Raw genomic sequence first — 18166 nt, forward strand, 5'->3', positions numbered from 1 at the left:
AAAAGGAAGAGGCGCGACTGAGTCAGTCGCGCCTCTTCCTTTTTATATAGAGTTCATTTACATTATTACTGCTTAACAGTATCTGTCGCGCTATTATCGTCTGAAGATTTACTCTTATCAAAGGTTCCCGAGTTATCACCCACACCTTCATGCATTAAACCTTCAGCAGCCTTGCGCTGATCAGAAGAACCTTCATCTCCGTTAACAAATTCATCATAGGTGGTCCGATGATCGAAAGGTCTTTTACCTAATATTTCTTCCAAATCAGACTGGAACAGTATTTCCTTTTCCAACAGCTTTTCAGCCAAAGCCTTCAAACCATCTGATTTCTCGGTAAGCAATTGCCTGGTTTTATCATAAACATCACTTATCAATTTGCGGACTTCTTCATCAATAAGTTCGGCCGTTTTTTCGGAATACGGTTTTTGAAACTGGGACTCTTGACCATCATTAAATGATACATTCCCCACTTTTCCGTTCATACCATACACAGCTACCATTGCATAAGCCAACTTGGTAATACGCTCCAAATCGTTCTGTGCACCGGTAGAAATTTTGCCAAATGTAATATCTTCAGCAACCCTTCCGCCCATTGTCATGCACATACCATCGATCAGCTGTTCAGTAGTATATAAAAATTGCTCTTTTGGTAAATATTGCGCATAACCCAATGCCGCCACTCCTCTTGGAACAATGGACACTTTTACTAGAGGATCGGCATGCTCTAAAAACCATCCAGCAATAGCATGTCCTGCCTCATGATAGGCAACAATACGTTTTTCCTCTGGTGAAATAATCTTATTTTTCTTTTCCAATCCACCAATGACTCGGTCTATCGCGTCTTGGAAATCCTGCATATCAACAGATTCTTTATTTTTTCGCGCAGCTATAAGTGCAGCTTCATTGCACACATTCGCAATCTCAGCACCCGCAAAACCAGGCGTCTGTGCAGATAATTTCTTTGCTTCAACATCTGCCGCTAATTTAATTGGTTTTAAATGCACTTTAAATATTTGTTCCCTGCCAACCAAATCAGGTTTATCGATCGAAATCTGTCGATCAAAACGTCCAGGCCTTAATAAAGCAGAATCCAATACGTCCGGTCGGTTTGTAGCGGCTAATATGATGATACCGGAATCCGTCCCGAATCCATCCATCTCCACCAATAATTGATTCAGTGTATTTTCTCTTTCGTCATTTCCGCCAACAATATTATTTTTCCCGCGAGCACGTCCAATTGCATCGATCTCATCAATAAAAATAATGCAAGGTGCTTTATCTTTCGCTTGCTTGAACAAGTCACGTACACGTGATGCACCAACTCCAACAAACATTTCTACGAAATCGGACCCTGACAGTGAAAAGAAAGGTACTTGAGCTTCCCCGGCAACTGCCTTAGCTAATAAGGTTTTTCCTGTACCGGGAGACCCGACTAATAATGCTCCTTTTGGAATCTTTCCCCCTAAATTGGTGTACTTTTTCGGGTTTCTCAGAAAATCTACGATTTCCATCACCTCTTGCTTCGCTTCTTCCAGTCCTGCAACATCGTTGAACGTGATATTAACCTGCGATTCTTTATCAAATAGCTGCGCTTTAGATTTACCAATATTGAAAATCTGACCGCCGGCACCTCCTGCGCCACCACCCATTCTGCGCATGATGAAAACCCAAAAAAGAATAACAAGTCCCAAAGGTAAGATGATAGAAAGCAACCAGCCGGTCCAAGGGCTATTTCGCTCTTCTAATGTCACATTTACCCGTTGATTTTCGGGAACACCTTGTTGCGCAGCATTTAATTTACGCTCTAAGGCATCAAAAGAGCCGTCCTGAAAAAAATACTGCGGACCTGCATTACCTGTTGAGAGGTTAAGTCCGTTATTCTTTGGCCGTACATCTTTATATTTCTCTTGATTGAGTTTATCCTTTTTTATATAAACTTCCACCCCAATTAATTCGTTTCTCTTATAGGCTACTAACTTTTCTACATCGCCCTCTTTCAACATAGTAGACTCGAATCGCTGATAGGTGATTTCTTTCGCACTCTCTCCTGTGAAAACATATTGGAGCGCGATAAAACCCAATATCATGGCTATCCATAACCACATGATATTGAATTTTGGAGGTTTGGGGCTGATTTTCTTTCCCGGAACTTTCTTTATTTTCCCAGGTTGATTTGACATATTATCTTTCATAAATTGTTTATCCTCTTTGTTTATTTAGCTTGGGGAATCTATGCACTTTGGAAATACTTCATCTCTGCATCGCCCCATAAATCTTCTATCGCATAAAATTGCCTTTTATCCGTCTTGAAGATATGTACAACAACGTCTATGTAATCTAGCAGAATCCATTCAGCATGATCGAGCCCTTCTTTTCGCCAAGGATCTTGCTTAACTGCTTTATACACTTCCTCTTCCACACTTTTCGCTATCGCCCGCACTTGGGTTGTCGATTCGGCATGACATACTACAAAATAATCAGAAACCGAACTATGAATATTTTGGAGGTCTAATCTAACTATTTCGTTACCTTTCTTCTCTTGGATACCATGTATAATAATTTCCGAGAGATGAGTGGATTCTTTAACCTTTTTACCTTTTACCATTAAAAAATTTTAGTTTTGAACAGTTTTTCATTTAATGCCACAAAGACTTTGCAAAGTAACACTTTTTTGGGACTTATTGTTGGAGAAAATATTATTACTCTTCAACAGGTAAGCTCAACTAATGATTATCTAAAATCTAATCTGTCAAATTCTAAGCCATATACTGAAGGAACTGTAATAATGGCAGTAGAACAATATGCGGGAAAGGGACAAGCAGGCAATGTTTGGAAGAGTGAGCCCGGCAAAAATCTAATCTGCAGTATTCTTTTGAACCCAACTTTTCTCTTACCAAAGGATCAGTTTGAATTGAACATTGCCGTCAGTTTGGCTATAATCGATACTTTAGAACCGATATTGGGTAAAAACCTCCGTATAAAATGGCCCAACGATATCTATTATTTGGATAAAAAGATTGGTGGAATTCTTATTGAAAATATACTTCGAGGAATAAGCTGGAAACATGCTATTATTGGCATAGGTCTTAATATCAACCAAACTGACTTTGGCGACTACCAGGCAAAAAGTGTCTCTCTTAAACAACTCCTGAATCGGGAGTTTGAGGTAAAAACTTTGCTCCAAACGCTTTGCTTTCATTTAAGTATTGAGTACCAAAAACTTAAAGGCAGACAAGCTGCACAACAAAAGAAGCGATACAAAGGCTTTCTTTATCGATTAGGACAACCGGCAAACTTCCTCATTGCTGGACAATGCAAAAACGGCACAATCCTTGACGTTAGTAAGGAAGGGAAACTTATAGTGGATTTTGACGGCAAATTGACAGAGTACGCAATCAAAGAAATCGCTTTCATTTGACGTTTCCTGCCAACTATACAGAAGTAGTACGGTAAAAACTGACTAAAGTACCGATCGGGACAAGTGCCGGTACATTGCATAATCCCCTCCTTTTCTATATGTTTGCACCGTCCTTAGTCTCGTATTTTTAACTAAGGCCAAAATTCACACAAACGTTTAAACCTTATTTGACTGTCAGCGTCAAAAAACAAATTGTATTAAAATGAAAAAATTCAGTGCATTTTTAGTTCTCTTGATTTTCAGCACCTTGGCTGTTTCTGCACAGATTAAAACCCCAGTTAAATGGGCCTATGCCGCCAAAAAGATCAATAATAATGAAGCTGTACTTCTAATAAAAGCCACCATTGAGAAAGGTTGGCATATTTACTCACAGAACATTAAGCCGGGAGGCCCTGTACCTACCAGTTTAACCTTCACAAAATCAACCGATTACACCCCCCTTGGCAAAACTACGGAACCGAAAGGGATAAGTCACTTCGAAAAGGTATTTGACATGGACGTTGTGTATTTTGAAAATGAAGTTGTTTTCCAACAAAAAATCAAACTGAATAAAGCAACAACAGCTGTTAAAGGTACCATTGAGTTTATGGTCTGTAACGATAAGGAGTGTTTGCCGCCTGATGAGGTAAATTTCAATATTCCAATAAAATAAGCAAAAACGGCGCAAGCCGTTTTTGCTTATTTCATCTAACCTATACCGCACTTTATTTACAATAAGGAGACCTGAAAATTGACTCCCTGTCAGGAATAATTACTAATTTCACGCCTTCAAACAAAAACTGATGTATAGAAAATTCATTATAATTACATTAGCAAGCATTTTTCTCAGCTTTTTCGTAAACGAAGCTTCTGCGCTTACGTTACAAACAGATTCCATCTCTTTGGATGGTATAGAATTTACAGATATAACGGAAGATACCACAGTAGCAGATACGGTCCAGTCAACTGGACCGACAAAGGATTTATCTGCTCAACAGGAAGTTGCTGCCAACACAGAGCGAAGCGTTTCACTCTGGCAAATATTCATTAATGGACTACTCTTCGGCTTTGCTGCTATTTTAATGCCCTGTATATTTCCCATGCTTCCTTTAACCGTTAGTTTTTTTACAAAAAGGGCCGGTTCTAAATCAAGAGCGATTGGACAAGCCATCTTATATGGCTTATCTATTATCGTTATTTATGTCGGATTGGGGATGCTCGTTACTATCTTTTTTGGATCGGACGCGCTAAACGCACTATCCACTAATGGTATTTTTAATTTCTTATTTTTCTTGTTGTTAGTGGTTTTTGCCGCCTCTTTTTTGGGTGCTTTTGAAATCACACTGCCCAGTTCATTTGTCAACAAAGTAGACGCGAAATCGGATCAAGGAGGTCTTCTAGGCATTTTTTTTATGGCTTTTAGCCTTGCCTTGGTTTCCTTCTCCTGCACAGGGCCCTTAATCGGCACTTTATTAGTCGATGCAGCCTCTAAAGGCGAGCGTCTGGGGCCTGCCATTGGTATGTTTGGTTTTTCCCTAGCCCTGGCCATTCCCTTTGCTGTCTTCGCTTTATTCCCTTCCTTACTGAAGTCCTTGCCGAAGTCGGGTGGCTGGCTAAATAGTGTGAAGGTCGTATTAGGGTTCCTCGAATTAGCTTTTGCACTAAAATTTCTATCGAATGTAGATTTGGCATACCATTGGAATTGGTTGGATAGGGAAGTATTTTTAGCCCTCTGGATTGTTATATTTGGTTTAATGGGATTGTACCTTCTAGGAAAAATCCGATTTGCACACGATAGTGAAGTGCAACATTTATCCGTTTTACGCACATTTTTTGCAATCGTAGTCCTATCTTTTGTCATATACCTTATCCCGGGTATGTGGGGAGCCCCACTTAAGTCTGTCAGTGCATTTCTGCCCCCTAGCGCCACCCAGGATTTTGACTTAAGCGCCGGCATATCGGTGCCACCCCCTACTTCTGCAACGAATGCTGGACCTAAGAAGTATGCGGAGATTTTTCATGAGCGTGGAACGCCAAAAGGTTTTGACCCTTATTACGATTATGAACAAGCCCTGGAGGTTTCCAAACAAACCAATAAACCCGTTTTAATTGATTTCACGGGGTGGAACTGTGTGAACTGCCGCAAAATGGAAGCAAATGTTTGGACAGATCCTCGTGTGAAAGCCTTGCTAAACAATGAGTTTATTATGGCTGAATTATTTGTTGACGATAAAACCAGTCTGCCTCAAGACGAGCAATACATATCTACTTACAGCAAGAAAAAGATCAATACGATCGGAAAAAAATGGAGCGATTTCCAGGCATCCAAATTCAATAGCAACTCACAACCGTTGTATGTTATTGTAGATAGTGACGGTGATGTCTTGGTTCCTCCTCAAGGAGCGAATTATGATCCACAAAATTATATCGAATTTCTTGAATCGGGGATCAAGGCTTATAAAGAGCGTCCATAGTGTCCGTAATAATCAAATTAGCTATACATTTACAATATGAGCACAATCAAAAATATTGCAGTATTTACTTCAGGTGGGGATTCCCCGGGTATGAACGCCGCCATACGCGCAGTTGTGCGGACGGGCTTACATTATAACCTGAATGTATTCGGTATTCAACGGGGCTACGATGGGATGGTAAATGGAGATATCTTTCCGATGGATGCTAAATCTGTAGCCAATATCATTCAACGCGGCGGAACTATTTTAAAGACAGCGCGTAGTAAAGAATTCAGAACAGTCGAAGGACGTCTACGTGCTTATGAACAAATTAGACAATTCGAAATTGATGGATTAGTGGCTATAGGCGGAGACGGAACCTTTACAGGAGCCGCAAAATTCATTGAAGAACATGACATTCCGGTAATGGGACTTCCCGGCACTATCGATAATGATTTAGCCGGGACTGATTTTACCATTGGTTATGATACGGCTATCAATACCGTTATCAGTGCTGTTGATAAAATCAGGGATACTGCGGAATCTCATGATCGCCTATTTATCATCGAAGTAATGGGGCGCGATTCAGGCCTTATTGCACTCCGGAGTGGAATAGGAACGGGAGCGGAAGCGATTTTAATTCCCGAAAGCGCAACAGATTCAACCGCTTTACTGGAAAAATTAGCACATGGCAGAAGAGATAAATCTTCAAAAATCGTATTAGTCGCGGAAGGTGATGTGGAAGGCGGAGCATTCGTTATTGCTGAGCTGGTAAAGAAACATTTCCCAAATTATGATACTAGAGTTTCTATTTTAGGTCACATCCAACGTGGAGGGAGTCCCACTTGTATGGATCGCGTACTGGCAAGCCGTCTAGGTGTTGCAGCGGTTGAAGCCCTACTAGCGGGGCGTAGAGGAGAAATGGCGGGAGTTATCAATGGCGACATCGCTTTTACACCATTTAGCAAAGCCATCAAACATATAGACTCGCTCACGCCTAGTCTTCTTAAAATTGTGGATATCTTATCCTAGTTTATTTGTAAAATGATTTGAAGAGAGATGCTTGATTGGTAGTCGAGCACTCTTTGCAATGGAAACGGACTTTAGCGGAACCGAAGCAAAAATATTAGATAAAACCTGGTTTATGGAGTGTGATTTCAGATTAAAAGTGTTTTTCACCGCTGCTACACAATTGAATTTTACAAAAACAGCTTCGGAACTTTTTATATCGCAACCTGCTGTAAGCAAAAATATTCAGGAACTAGAGCAGCAAGTTGGATTATCCCTTTTCGAACGGAGCGGTAATAAACTCAAGCTGACTGCGGCGGGCTCCATTCTCTACAAACATGCCCGCCTTATTATCGAACAATACAATAAAGCAACTTACGAAATCGATACATTAAAGGGCGAGACATCCGGAAAATTAAAATTAGGAGCTAGCACCACTATTTCTCACTATATCATTCCTTTTATACTAGCGAACTTTCACCGCAATTACGATGGTATCCATATTGAGGTGGCTCATGGCAATACGCAGCAAGTAGAAGACTGGTTGGATGACAAAACCATTGACCTTGGAATTATCGAGGGCTTAACGCAGAATAAATCCATGAAATACACCCCGCTATTTAAGGATGAAATTGTTTTGGTTACACGTACCGAAAATCCACTTGCTTTGAAAGCAATATGTTCATTTCAGGACTTACGAGCGCTTGATTTCATTATGCGTGAGAATGGATCCGGGACAAACGACGTTATCGCCAAACATTTAAAAGGAAAGGGACTGGATCTACAGGAGTTACAGATAAACGTTAATTTAGCGAGTACGGAAAGTATTAAGCAATTTCTCTTCCATAGCAATAGTTTTGCTTTTCTTTCTATACATGCCATCACACGGGAGCTACAGGAAAAACGTCTCAAGGTTGTTGAAATAGAAAACTTTACCATCGAACGCAGTTTTTTCTTCATTCATCCTCACGGGCCCCTATCTGGTCTTCCTGAATTATTTATGCGGTTTGCTAAGCGGCAGGAGCAATTTTTTATCCATGCTACCTAATAATAAAAAAGAGTTGTAGCTTTTGAAAAGCTACAACTCTTTTTTACAATTACTTAGGCATTCCTACCGCCTCTTCGTCCACCCATCCGATTCTGCCTTTCTTTCAGCAAAGTATCATACTTTTTCACCTGTTCGTCGTTTAAAACCCCTTTTATCTTTTGCTGAGATTTTTCTCTTAGGGTGCGCATTTTTTCGAAGCTTGCTCTTCTATTGCTTTCATCTCTGCCCGATTGAAATAGCGTTTGCTGCTCTTTGGCCTCCGCCAGCGAAAACTGATAAATCGAGTCTTTTTGTGTCTGGTTCAACTGGAGCTCTTTGTCAAGCATTTCCACTGTCCTTTTCGCACGCTCATCAGGATTTAATCGCATACCACCATTTCGTGGTTGCTGCGCTTTTGCTAAACCTATTATTAGTAAAAAGGCGCCTAGAACTAACCATTTTTTATCCATAATCATTTCATTATAATAAACTTAGATAAAAAATAGACGAAAGGTTTAACAAGATAAATTATTTTATTTGCGTGCTGCTAGTTTTTAACTTCTTTTTAAAAACCTTTTCAAATTTTTCCAATTTTGGAGCTATTACAAATTGACAGTAGCCCTCACTTCGATTTAAATTAAAATAATTTTGATGATAATCTTCTGCTATATAGAAAGCACTATACGGTTCTATTTGCGTGACAATCGGCTTATTGTATGCATGCTCTTCATTCAATCTTTTCACATAGTACAGCGCCTTCTCCTTCTGCTGTGAATTATGAAAAAAGATGGCGGATCGATATTGTGTTCCCACATCATTCCCCTGCCTATTTAGCTGCGTAGGGTCATGTGCTACAAAAAAAGCTTCGATCAGCTCATCAAAGCTTATCATTTTCGGATCGAAAATGATATTGACCGCCTCTGCATGCCCAGTGTTACCTGTACATACTTCTTTATAAGTCGGATTTTCAACATGGCCCCCCGTATAACCTGAAATAACCGTATCAACCCCCTTAAGTTGTTGAAACTGTGCCTCAACACACCAAAAACAACCTGCCGCAAAGGTTGCTGTATCCAAAAGGTTAACAGTTGATTGAAAGCCTGTTTCCAGATTCTTTTTTTCCTCTTTTTGATACCCACCAGCGCAGGAAATATAGGTATTCACCATGATAACGCTAAGGATCATTGCTATTTTTTTCATTGTTTCATTTCAATTAATCAACACGTAGGACCAATTTACCGAATTGTTCCGAACGGTCCATCTTTCTCAACGCTTCTTCTGCATGTGCCAAGGGGAAGATCGCATCGATAACAGGTTTCGCCAGATGTTTATTCACAAATGCCAGCATATCATGGAAGTCTTTGGGCGACCCCATCGTACTACCTAAGATACTCAATTGTTTCCAGAATATCTTTCTCGCATTGAGTTCAGGTAAATTACCCGATGCTGTAGCACCGAAAAACACGATCCTACCACCAGGCTTAGCCAGCTCGATATAATGATCAAAATCCCTTCCTATGGCACTATCGACAATCACATCAAAACCGCCATCCGGCCTCATCTTTTCTACCCAATTTTTATCGGTATATAACACCCCTGCCTTGGCGCCCATTTCCAGCGCTTTTCTTATTTTTTCCCGTTTACTAGACGTAACATATACTTCTGCTCCCGCAAGCACAGCCCATTGCAAAACAAAGCTTGCTACACCCCCACCTACTCCGGCAACCAATACCCGTTCCCCCGCTTTTAACTGAGCCCTACTAAACAACGCACGCCATGCCGTCAACCCAGCCAAGGGGATGGCCGCAGCTTCCTCAAAAGTAAGGTGAGCGGGCATAATATGTAAATTCTGAAGGGGGACCTTTACGTACTCCGCAAAGGTTCCATCTTGAGGAAGCCCGAGTATATGAAATGCGGATGACTGCACAGCTTCGCTTTCGCCCCAATCTAATGACGGATTAATCACAACTTCTTTTCCAATCCAATCCTTTTCAGATTCGCTGCCAACTTCCACCACAACACCAGCACCATCTGAACCTAAAATAATGGGAAATTTCAACCCAGCATACTCACCCCGCTGTATCCAATAATCTCGTCTGTTAAAGGCTGCAGCTTTAAGGTTTACGAGTGCTTCATTTGCTTTTAGCTTCGGCTTATTTACATTTTTTATTGTTAACGGTAGGTTGATTCCGTCTAGGACTATTGCTTTCATCTGTTGAATTTTATAATGGTGATTCCCTCATCTCCTCAAGGCTTGATAACCGCAGCTTCAATCCGGGCATATGGTTGAATTAGCCTCTGATGAAAAAAAGCAGTGTTGCCCAGGCAAACACTGCTTTTCACATGTTTTTAATACTTTTTCGGAAATTCCGAACTAATCATTATTTCTTAGCATTAGCATAACGCTCGCCAACTGATTTCCAACAAATAACATTAAAAATTGCTTCTAAATAGGCAGGACGCTTGTTCTGGTATTTTAAATAATAGGCGTGTTCCCAAACATCGATACCCAAAATCGGCGTTCCCTTAACTTCGGCAACATCCATCAACGGATTATCTTGGTTTGGCGTTGAGGTTACCTGCAACTTACCGGAACCGTCTACTACCAACCATGACCAACCCGAACCGAAGCGCGTAGCTCCTGCGTCCTGAAGCTTCTTTTTCAATTCATCAAAAGAGCCGAAAGTTTCTTCAATGGCTGTTGCCAGCTCACCACTTGGAGTTGTTTGTGCATCCGGAGACAATATTGTCCAAAATAAGGAGTGATTATAGTGGCCTCCACCATTGTTTCGAACCGCAGCAGGATATTTTGAAATGTTCTTTATGATTTCTTCAATGGAAAGCGATTCTGCATCGGTTCCGGCTATTGCCTTATTCAAATTATCAACATATGCCTGATGATGTTTTCCATGGTGAATCTCCATGGTCTCTTTATCAATATGAGGTTCTAATGCATCGGATGCGTATGGTAACGCAGGGAGTGAAAAAGCCATAATTTTATGTTTTTTAATTTTCTGATTTGTTCTACACAAATATAACGATATATGCTTCGAATTGTTCTCATGAATTAAGGTTTTTATAAGGAGATGACAATTAGCATGAAGCTTTTACTAGGATACAGAATATACGGGTGGTAAACTTACCTTCTCTTCAATTGAAAAAACCGCTGCACCAGCTCTCGACATGTATCTTCCATCACACCACTTACAACGGTGGTTTTTGGATGGACAATAGCTGCCGAAGTAGCAATATAGCCTCTCTTCTCATCCCGTGCACCAAAAACAATTCGCTTAATTTGAGACCAATAGGAAGCTCCTGCACACATGACACACGGTTCGATCGTCACATAGAGGGTACAGTCTTTTAAATATTTGCCGCCAATGTAATTAGCTGCAGCAGTGAAGGCCTGCATTTCTGCATGGGCTGTGACATCATTCAGTGTTTCGGTAAGGTTGTGCCCGCGGGCAATAATTTTTCCATCGTGCACAATGATGGCCCCAATAGGTACCTCATCCGACTCGAAAGCTTTTTGGGCTTCGCGTAACGCTTCCTTCATAAAGAATTCGTCTGATACAGCATCACTTGTATCTTCAAAATTGATATATTTCATCTGTAAAGAAATTACGGTCTAGATCAGTTTAGCACCATTAGGCACCTTGGACGCTACGGTAGATAAAACAATATCGCCATTTTCGTCTGCAAACCCGGTAATTAAACATTCGGATATAAAATTGGCAATCTGCTTTCTGGGAAAGTTTATCACTCCAATCACTTGCTTCCCTGACAGTTCTTCTTTTGTATAATGTTTCGTAATTTGGGCGCTGCTTTTCCGTATGCCTATTTCAGGTCCGAAATCAACTGTTAGTTTATAGGCCGGTTTGCGAGCCTTTGGAAAGTCTTCTGCTATTAAAATCGTTCCGACACGGAGCTCCACCTTTTCAAAATCAAGCCAATTTATCTCTTCCATGAGATAAACATAGATAAACTTGTGTTTTTTCGCAAGTTTTATTTAAAACCTCCGTTTCTACTCGTAACGTAAGGCCTCGATCGGATCGAGTTTGGAAGCCTTAGAGGCCGGATAAAAACCTGAGATCATGCCAACACCTACACAAACGACAATTCCCATGATAATCCATTTCCAAGGGACTACGAAACTCGTTCCTACGACAATAGCAACGATGTTACCAATTAGAATACCAAGTAATATCCCGCCAATCCCTCCTAATAAACAGATTACGATGGCCTCCGTTAAAAATTGCATCCGTATTACCTTAGGCGTAGCGCCAATCGCCTTTCGGACGCCAATTTCCCGTGTTCGCTCGGTCACCGATACAAGCATGATATTCATCAAACCGATGGAGGCGCCAATTAATGTAATGATACCGATGACGAAAGCACCTACGGCAACATAGGTAAGGCTACTAACTAATATCTGAGCAACGGCATCACTTTTGGTTATCTCAAAATTGCTTTCCTGCGTAACGGCCAAGCCTCGTATATTTCTAAACAAGGCAGTTGCTTCTCCAATTGTTGGGTCTATTCCCTGCGCGTTACCGCTCATTACTGTAATCGTATAAGAAGGCATCTCTCCCTGAACTGCTGCACGTGCACGCAATAAGGGAATAATGCAGGTTTTATCAGCCCCCATACCAGCACTGGACCCCTTATCTTCCAACACGCCGATGATAAGGTATTTTGCATTACCAATGACCAACATTTTATTCAGCGGATCCTGCCCTTCTTTAAATAATCGTTTTTTTATTTCACTCCCGATAATCACCACATTGGATCCGGTTTCTAACTCTCTTTGTGTGAAGTTTCGACCACTTTCTAATTTATAACCACCAGTTTGTAAATAGTGGTCATCTCCGCCTAAGATGGATATGTTTGGGTTTGACTGTTCGCTCTCGTATTTGACTACCGCAAAATTAGAGGCATAGGCACTAATCGAAACGATCGCTCCGTAATCGAATCTCTTTTGAAATGCCAGTGCTTCACGATAGGATATTTTTTTGAAAACTTTGGGTCTCGTACCGCCACCCCCTATTTGTACATTGATTCCCCTATTCCTAATATTAAAGGAATTGGCACCCATTGCTGAAAAGGAATCTTTTAATGAATTTTGAATAGCATCAATAGAGGTAAGAATGCCTACCAGTGCGGTAATACCAATTGCTATAATCAAAGCTGTTAAAAACGTACGTAGCTTATTACTAGCAATTGATTCCAGGGAAAGCCTGATATTTTCTCGATAGGGCATCTTTACTGACATAGTCTCAAACGATTTGCTATTAAGACATGCAAATCAGGATTATGTTACAGTGGGGGCTTCACTTACTAATTCAAAAATGGTTATTTCCGGCAAAATGCCGACACGACCTGGGTAACCTAAAAAGCCATATCCCACATTTACGTAAAGTTGCTGGTCTCCTTCGGTATAAAGACCAGCCCATTCTTTATAGACGTACTCTGCAGGGCTCCATTGATAACGATCTCCTCGGACACCAAATTGCATACCGTGCGTATGCCCGGCAAACATAACATCTATATCCTTATTGTCTAGCACTTGGGCCCGCCAATGCGACGGATCGTGTGATAACAATAACTTGACAGGTAAATCCTCCGTGTGCTTCTTTGCTAGCTCAATTCGCCCATATTTTGGAAATCTACCTGTCCCCCAATTTTCCACCCCCAGTATACCAATCTCCTCGTTATTCACACGCAATCTTCTATGCTCATTCAAAAGTAAATCCCAGCCCATAATTTTGTGAATATCTTTTACCTGCTGTAGATTTTTACGCTTCTCAGGGCTGTCTTCCTTCCCATAGAAGTAATCTCCATAATCATGATTTCCCAAAGTCGAATAAACGCCTAATGGAGCTTTTACTTTGCTAAATAAATCTTGATAGTTACGCATTTCCTCGGCCTTATTGTTAACCAAATCCCCCGTAAAGAAGATTACATCTGGTTTTTCAGCCAGTAACATATCGATACCTCCTTGCACCGCTTTCTTATTGTAAAAGCTTCCGGAATGAATATCTGATATTTGCCCAATCTTTAATCCGTGAAAGGCCTTGGGCAAATTCGGCAAATAAAGTTTCTGTCGTCTTATCCGATAATCGTAACCTCCTACCGCAATTCCCCAACTCAACGTGGCAAAAGGTACTGCAGCAACAACAATACCCGCTCTGGTGAGAAATTGAGATCGACTGATACGATCCATGTTCGCTGTAACAGTCTCCAAAGAAGCTTCTGTTGTTTTAGGTTCGCTTTTTTTGCCGATGATCTTCCTTTTCATCCATACCCCCCCTCTTCGAAAATCGTCTAAAAGCAATACCAGAACATAGAAGATCTTGCTGGTAAAGGTCAGGAAAAAAGCAACCAATATAATGGATCGAACAATGAGTGGCAGGTTGAAATACAAGCTTGCGAGAACTCCAATGAACAAAGCAGCACTATATCCCCACCAAATAGCTTTAAAAAATCGCTTTCTAGCCCATTGTAAAGTGCTTTTCTGAAGAGCGTGATAAATATAAAGATCTATTAAAAGTAGTATAAAGACATTAATAACGATCAATCTCATGTTAAAACCCTTTCCAACCCTAAAATAGGCTAGCCATCAACGCTATTTGTTTACAATTGTTTCTCCAAGCTGCATATTGGGTATGTTTGCCTGCTCACCGAGCACCAGCTGTTTTAACCCCTCTATCCATTTCGGATGGGTATTTAAGCTTGGTACCAACTCAACATGTTCTCCACCTAGCTTCTTAAATTCTTGCCCGTATTCTACGGTTATTTCATATAATGTTTCTATACAGTCGGCAACAAATGCCGGACTGAAAACCAGCAATCTTTTTGCGCCTTCATGGGCTAGTTTCTCCAGTGCATCGCTCGTATAGGGCTGAACCCATGGTTCTTTTCCTAACCTTGACTGAAAACAGACAGTATACTTATCCTGTGCTATGCGAAGTTTATCCGCGATCAACCGCGCTGTTGCATGACATTGCGCAACATAGCAAAATTTATTCGTTGAGGTTATCTGCGCGCAGCAATTGGGGGCATCACAACCGTGGTTACCGGAATTGTCAACGTTCTTCAATTGCCTAATCGGTAAGCCATGAAAGCTAAATAGCACATGATCGAAAGTTTCCGGCTTCTTTAATCTGCCATTGTCAGCAAAAGCTTCGATCATCAACTCGTTATCATAGAACTGATTGACAAATGAAATTTCCGGAAAGGTTGGCCATGTACTCATTAGACGCATTACCTTTTCAATCACAGACCCCGTGGTAGCAGATGCATACTGTGGAAATAATGGGATGACGCGAATACTGTCAACCATAGCTAAACGAAGTTTTTCCAATGCCTGTTCGATAGAAGGGTTTTGGTAACGCATCGCGAGTTCAATCTGGTATTCATCCCCCAATTCTGCACGCAATAAATCGACTTGTTCTTCGCTGATATAAAGCAATGGCGAGCCCTTTTCCTTATCCCAAATCTCATTGTACAATTTAGCGGTTTTCGGACTTCTAAAAGGGACTATAATCCCTCTTACCAAAAGATTTCTTTGAATTACACCGATATCGATTACCCGTCCATCCATCAAAAATTCATCCAGATATTTCCGAACATCAGGCACCTTGGGACTATCAGGCGTTCCTAAATTAATCAATAACACGCCTTTTTTTGCTTTCATTTGTAAATTCTTTGTTAGTAAATTCCTTTCTGCATAATAGAAGGGTTTCGTACATTCATTCCATCTTACAAAATTACAAATTTGCATTCGCTTTGGTTTTAGTCAGGAATGAATGTGAGCTTTATATGATAATGGAGGAAATGCGAAAGGGAATCAAGTTAAAAGCTTTCCAGTTGCTCTTTTACTTTTTGCATCAACCACATAGGAGTTGAGGTAGCACCGCAAACGCCAATTGTTTCATTTGGGTTGAACAGAGAAGCATCCAATTCTACGGGATCAGAAATGAAAATGCTTTTGGGATTATTTCTTAGACAAACGTCGTAAAGAACTTTACCATTAGAAGATTTCCTGCCTGATACAAAAACGATTTTATCAAATTGCCGGGCAAATTCAGCCAAATCTTCGTAACGGTTCGACACTTGTCTGCAAATAGTGTCATTCGCCTTTACTTCATATCCCCTTTTTAGCAGTTCGTCCTTAATCTGATAAAACTTGTCCGTGCTCTTTGTTGTTTGACTATATAAGGTAAATTTACCAGGTAGCGCGCGTGCATCCAACTCTTCCAGATCCTGAAAAACAATTGCCTCATTATTTGTCTGTCCTTGCAAACCAATTACTTCTGCATGCCCGTGTTTCCCAAAGATGAGTATCTGTTCCTTTTCATCGTAAGACGTTTTTATTCTATTTTGTAATTTCAGCACAACGGGACAAGATGCATCGATCAAGGTTATATTATTTTCTAAAGCGATTTTATAGGTCTCGGGAGATTCCCCGTGTGCTCTGATCAGCACCTTCTCATTCTTGAGATTTGGTAAGTCTCCATGGGAAATAATACGCAAACCTTTCGCTTTTAAGCGCGCCACTTCTTCATCGTTATGAACAATATCCCCCAAACAGTAAAGATAGCCCTCCTCTTCCAGAATTTCCTCTGCCATGTCAATGGCATAAACCACTCCAAAGCAAAAGCCGGAATCTTTATCAATCGAAACGCGCAGTTGATAACTCATGATGATGCAAAGATAGCATTTTTTGGCTATAAGTTGTTTGTTAGTTGTTAGTTGTTAGTTGTTAGTTGTTAGTAAAATTTACTTTTTAATTTTTACTTTTTAATTTTTAATTTCTAACTACTTCAATACATTTAACAATTTGAACATTTGCTGACGCATATTATAAGCAGTACCTTCATAATTATTTACGAGCAAGCTAAACACAAGTTCTGTTCCGTTCGCGGCCTTTTGATATCCCGTATATCCCAATACACCACCAATGGTACCGCTTTTCATTTTCATGCCATTATAAACAGGAATACTTTTATAGTAGGCAGTGAACCAGGGTTCTCGCCTAATGAACGCTAGAATTTTTGCCATTGTCATCGTCGTAACCCGATTTTCCGGAGAGAGCCCGCTACCATCAAAGATCTTTATAGTTCCTTTTTCCAAGCCTAACTTGGTAACCCAAAAATCGCGCAGTATATCGGCCGCTTCATCCGTATCCGATATTTGTCCTTTTTCCCTTGCCAACGTCATCAAGAGCGATTCGCCATACAAATTAATACTTTTTTGATTAAACCAATAAACGAGATCCGCTAAAGTCGGAGATTGATGAATGAGCAGGGTCTTCCCCTCTTCCGGCACCCCCTTTCCCGATAGCTTGAGTAGCTCACCGGTAGTTGCGGGCTGCCGCACACTGATGCCTTGACGTTCTAAATTCAACTGTAATCGCAGCGCTGCATCATATGCCGCGTCCGGCAATGCTATCTGTATAGGTTTTCTTAAATCGATACCGTAGCTTCCTCTTAAATAGATCAGGGATGAATAAGGAGCGCTGTAGGGATATACTTTATCACCCGAACCAGGACTGCCTGTTGTGGCTTCATTAACGATTTTGAGGTAGGATACGTTAGGTACAGTCGACCGCAAGCTTGTTGCGGCCCCTACCTGCTTACCAGGCTGAATATGAACATCTACTAAATTTTCCCGCCAGTTCAGTCCGGAGATTCCTGCACCATAATAGCTTCCCAGATCCTGCCAAATCCATCGCGGACCTGCCTTTTGCCCTCCGTATAATAAATCGTCACCAACAATGCTACCGTTTATTTTCTTTATCCCCGCCTTCACAATTGCATGGGTCCATTGTGTTAACAACAAAGACTCCTTTGTCCGTTCAAAACGATCGCTCCCAAGAGAAGGATCCCCGCTTCCTTTAATAACAATATCTCCAGTTAAAACACTATCAACAATTTGACCCGTATAGTATAATTGTGTCTGATATGTATAATCTGCTCCTAATATATAAAAAGCGGCAGCTGAGGTAATGGTTTTCAGGGTAGAAGCTGTTGCAAGCCCTATATTACCATTCTTAGAAAACACAACCGCACCCGTTTTAGCATCTAATACGGTAAAGGAAGCGATCCCATTTTTCAGCATCGGATTACGTTCAAATTGTTGATAAGCAAGGTTTATTTTTTGCTCTAAGGGTTGCGCGTGTAACGAAGTTATCAGAAAAAAAACAATCAAAACCAAATGAAATACAACCCTTATACAACTATTTAACGCCATTATTTTCATGTTTCTGTTATCAACGTT

General features: G+C 40.7%; 18 protein-coding genes. 5 read left to right on the forward strand and 13 right to left on the reverse strand.

What is annotated here, in order from left to right; translation table 11 throughout:
* Nucleotides 1-65 precede the first annotated feature (65 nt).
* Both ftsH and rsfS read right to left on the reverse strand, forming a co-directional pair.
* Entirely contained in the window at nt 66-2192 is a 2127-nt protein-coding gene (gene ftsH / locus RYH73_RS02265) for an ATP-dependent zinc metalloprotease FtsH (RefSeq protein WP_335311634.1), read from the reverse strand.
* A 38-nt stretch (nt 2193-2230) separates the two neighbouring features.
* Entirely contained in the window at nt 2231-2605 is a 375-nt protein-coding gene (gene rsfS / locus RYH73_RS02270; protein ID WP_335311635.1) for a ribosome silencing factor, read from the reverse strand.
* A 66-nt stretch (nt 2606-2671) separates the two neighbouring features.
* Here rsfS and RYH73_RS02275 point away from each other — a divergent pair, with 66 nt between their 5' ends.
* The 5 genes from RYH73_RS02275 (at nt 2672) to RYH73_RS02295 (ending at nt 7906) form a co-directional block, all read left to right on the forward strand.
* Nucleotides 2672-3418 carry a biotin--[acetyl-CoA-carboxylase] ligase gene (locus tag RYH73_RS02275; protein WP_335312588.1) on the forward strand — a complete coding sequence of 249 codons (747 nt, stop codon included), beginning with the start codon at nt 2672-2674 and terminating at the stop codon, nt 3416-3418.
* A gap of 202 nt (nt 3419-3620) precedes the next feature.
* Complete coding sequence (locus tag RYH73_RS02280; protein WP_335311636.1) at nt 3621-4070, forward strand: protein-disulfide reductase DsbD N-terminal domain-containing protein; 450 nt, start codon at nt 3621-3623, stop codon at nt 4068-4070.
* A gap of 130 nt (nt 4071-4200) precedes the next feature.
* Entirely contained in the window at nt 4201-5871 is a 1671-nt protein-coding gene (locus RYH73_RS02285) for a protein-disulfide reductase DsbD family protein (protein ID WP_335311637.1), read from the forward strand.
* A 36-nt stretch (nt 5872-5907) separates the two neighbouring features.
* A complete protein-coding gene (gene pfkA, locus RYH73_RS02290) occupies nt 5908-6882 on the forward strand; it encodes a 6-phosphofructokinase (RefSeq protein WP_335311638.1) in 975 nt (324 codons plus the stop codon).
* A gap of 112 nt (nt 6883-6994) precedes the next feature.
* On the forward strand, nt 6995-7906 hold the full coding sequence (locus RYH73_RS02295; protein WP_335311639.1) for a LysR family transcriptional regulator: 912 nt from the start codon (nt 6995-6997) through the stop codon (nt 7904-7906).
* A gap of 53 nt (nt 7907-7959) precedes the next feature.
* Here RYH73_RS02295 and RYH73_RS02300 read toward each other — a convergent pair whose 3' ends face one another.
* The 11 genes from RYH73_RS02300 to dacB all read right to left on the reverse strand — a co-directional run bounded on the left by RYH73_RS02300 (nt 7960) and on the right by dacB (nt 18139).
* On the reverse strand, nt 7960-8355 hold the full coding sequence (locus tag RYH73_RS02300) for a hypothetical protein (protein ID WP_335311640.1): 396 nt from the start codon (nt 8353-8355) through the stop codon (nt 7960-7962).
* A gap of 58 nt (nt 8356-8413) precedes the next feature.
* Entirely contained in the window at nt 8414-9085 is a 672-nt protein-coding gene (gene msrA / locus RYH73_RS02305; protein WP_335311641.1) for a peptide-methionine (S)-S-oxide reductase MsrA, read from the reverse strand.
* Nucleotides 9086-9098: 13 nt separating this feature from the next.
* Nucleotides 9099-10097 (reverse strand): zinc-binding dehydrogenase, encoded by a 999-nt coding sequence (locus tag RYH73_RS02310; protein ID WP_335311642.1) that lies wholly within the window; start codon nt 10095-10097, stop codon nt 9099-9101.
* A gap of 169 nt (nt 10098-10266) precedes the next feature.
* Entirely contained in the window at nt 10267-10878 is a 612-nt protein-coding gene (locus RYH73_RS02315) for a superoxide dismutase (protein WP_335311643.1), read from the reverse strand.
* A gap of 146 nt (nt 10879-11024) precedes the next feature.
* Entirely contained in the window at nt 11025-11495 is a 471-nt protein-coding gene (locus RYH73_RS02320) for a nucleoside deaminase (protein ID WP_335311644.1), read from the reverse strand.
* Nucleotides 11496-11513: 18 nt separating this feature from the next.
* Nucleotides 11514-11852: a tRNA-binding protein gene (locus RYH73_RS02325; RefSeq protein ID WP_335311645.1), complete on the reverse strand. Its 339-nt coding sequence runs from the start codon at nt 11850-11852 to the stop codon at nt 11514-11516.
* A 57-nt stretch (nt 11853-11909) separates the two neighbouring features.
* A complete protein-coding gene (locus RYH73_RS02330) occupies nt 11910-13157 on the reverse strand; it encodes an ABC transporter permease (RefSeq protein ID WP_335311646.1) in 1248 nt (415 codons plus the stop codon).
* Nucleotides 13158-13196: 39 nt separating this feature from the next.
* Entirely contained in the window at nt 13197-14468 is a 1272-nt protein-coding gene (locus tag RYH73_RS02335) for a metallophosphoesterase (RefSeq protein ID WP_335311647.1), read from the reverse strand.
* Between the two features lie 42 nt (nt 14469-14510).
* Entirely contained in the window at nt 14511-15581 is a 1071-nt protein-coding gene (hemH, locus tag RYH73_RS02340) for a ferrochelatase (protein WP_335311648.1), read from the reverse strand.
* Nucleotides 15582-15739: 158 nt separating this feature from the next.
* Complete coding sequence (locus RYH73_RS02345; RefSeq protein WP_335311649.1) at nt 15740-16588, reverse strand: 4-hydroxy-3-methylbut-2-enyl diphosphate reductase; 849 nt, start codon at nt 16586-16588, stop codon at nt 15740-15742.
* Between the two features lie 117 nt (nt 16589-16705).
* The gene (dacB, locus tag RYH73_RS02350; RefSeq protein WP_335311650.1) at nt 16706-18139 is read right to left on the reverse strand and encodes a D-alanyl-D-alanine carboxypeptidase/D-alanyl-D-alanine endopeptidase; all 1434 of its coding nucleotides are present in this window, start codon (nt 18137-18139) and stop codon (nt 16706-16708) included.
* Between the last annotated feature and the right edge of the window lie 27 nt (nt 18140-18166).

Origin of the sequence: Olivibacter sp. CPCC 100613 (genome assembly GCF_036959255.1) — a bacterium.
GTDB lineage: Bacteria > Bacteroidota > Bacteroidia > Sphingobacteriales > Sphingobacteriaceae > Olivibacter.

What these genes read in the sequence shown, in the direction of transcription:
- ftsH (WP_335311634.1), bottom strand. Translation starts at nt 2,192, where the DNA reads ATGAAAGATAATATGTCAAATCAACCTGGGAAAATAAAGAAAGTTCCG.
- rsfS (WP_335311635.1), bottom strand. Translation starts at nt 2,605, where the DNA reads ATGGTAAAAGGTAAAAAGGTTAAAGAATCCACTCATCTCTCGGAAATT.
- RYH73_RS02280 (WP_335311636.1), top strand. Translation starts at nt 3,621, where the DNA reads ATGAAAAAATTCAGTGCATTTTTAGTTCTCTTGATTTTCAGCACCTTG.
- RYH73_RS02285 (WP_335311637.1), top strand. Translation starts at nt 4,201, where the DNA reads ATGTATAGAAAATTCATTATAATTACATTAGCAAGCATTTTTCTCAGC.
- pfkA (WP_335311638.1), top strand. Translation starts at nt 5,908, where the DNA reads ATGAGCACAATCAAAAATATTGCAGTATTTACTTCAGGTGGGGATTCC.
- RYH73_RS02295 (WP_335311639.1), top strand. Translation starts at nt 6,995, where the DNA reads ATGGAGTGTGATTTCAGATTAAAAGTGTTTTTCACCGCTGCTACACAA.
- RYH73_RS02300 (WP_335311640.1), bottom strand. Translation starts at nt 8,355, where the DNA reads ATGGATAAAAAATGGTTAGTTCTAGGCGCCTTTTTACTAATAATAGGT.
- msrA (WP_335311641.1), bottom strand. Translation starts at nt 9,085, where the DNA reads ATGAAAAAAATAGCAATGATCCTTAGCGTTATCATGGTGAATACCTAT.
- RYH73_RS02310 (WP_335311642.1), bottom strand. Translation starts at nt 10,097, where the DNA reads ATGAAAGCAATAGTCCTAGACGGAATCAACCTACCGTTAACAATAAAA.
- RYH73_RS02315 (WP_335311643.1), bottom strand. Translation starts at nt 10,878, where the DNA reads ATGGCTTTTTCACTCCCTGCGTTACCATACGCATCCGATGCATTAGAA.
- RYH73_RS02320 (WP_335311644.1), bottom strand. Translation starts at nt 11,495, where the DNA reads ATGAAATATATCAATTTTGAAGATACAAGTGATGCTGTATCAGACGAA.
- RYH73_RS02325 (WP_335311645.1), bottom strand. Translation starts at nt 11,852, where the DNA reads ATGGAAGAGATAAATTGGCTTGATTTTGAAAAGGTGGAGCTCCGTGTC.
- RYH73_RS02330 (WP_335311646.1), bottom strand. Translation starts at nt 13,157, where the DNA reads ATGTCAGTAAAGATGCCCTATCGAGAAAATATCAGGCTTTCCCTGGAA.
- RYH73_RS02335 (WP_335311647.1), bottom strand. Translation starts at nt 14,468, where the DNA reads ATGAGATTGATCGTTATTAATGTCTTTATACTACTTTTAATAGATCTT.
- hemH (WP_335311648.1), bottom strand. Translation starts at nt 15,581, where the DNA reads ATGAAAGCAAAAAAAGGCGTGTTATTGATTAATTTAGGAACGCCTGAT.
- RYH73_RS02345 (WP_335311649.1), bottom strand. Translation starts at nt 16,588, where the DNA reads ATGAGTTATCAACTGCGCGTTTCGATTGATAAAGATTCCGGCTTTTGC.
- dacB (WP_335311650.1), bottom strand. Translation starts at nt 18,139, where the DNA reads ATGGCGTTAAATAGTTGTATAAGGGTTGTATTTCATTTGGTTTTGATT.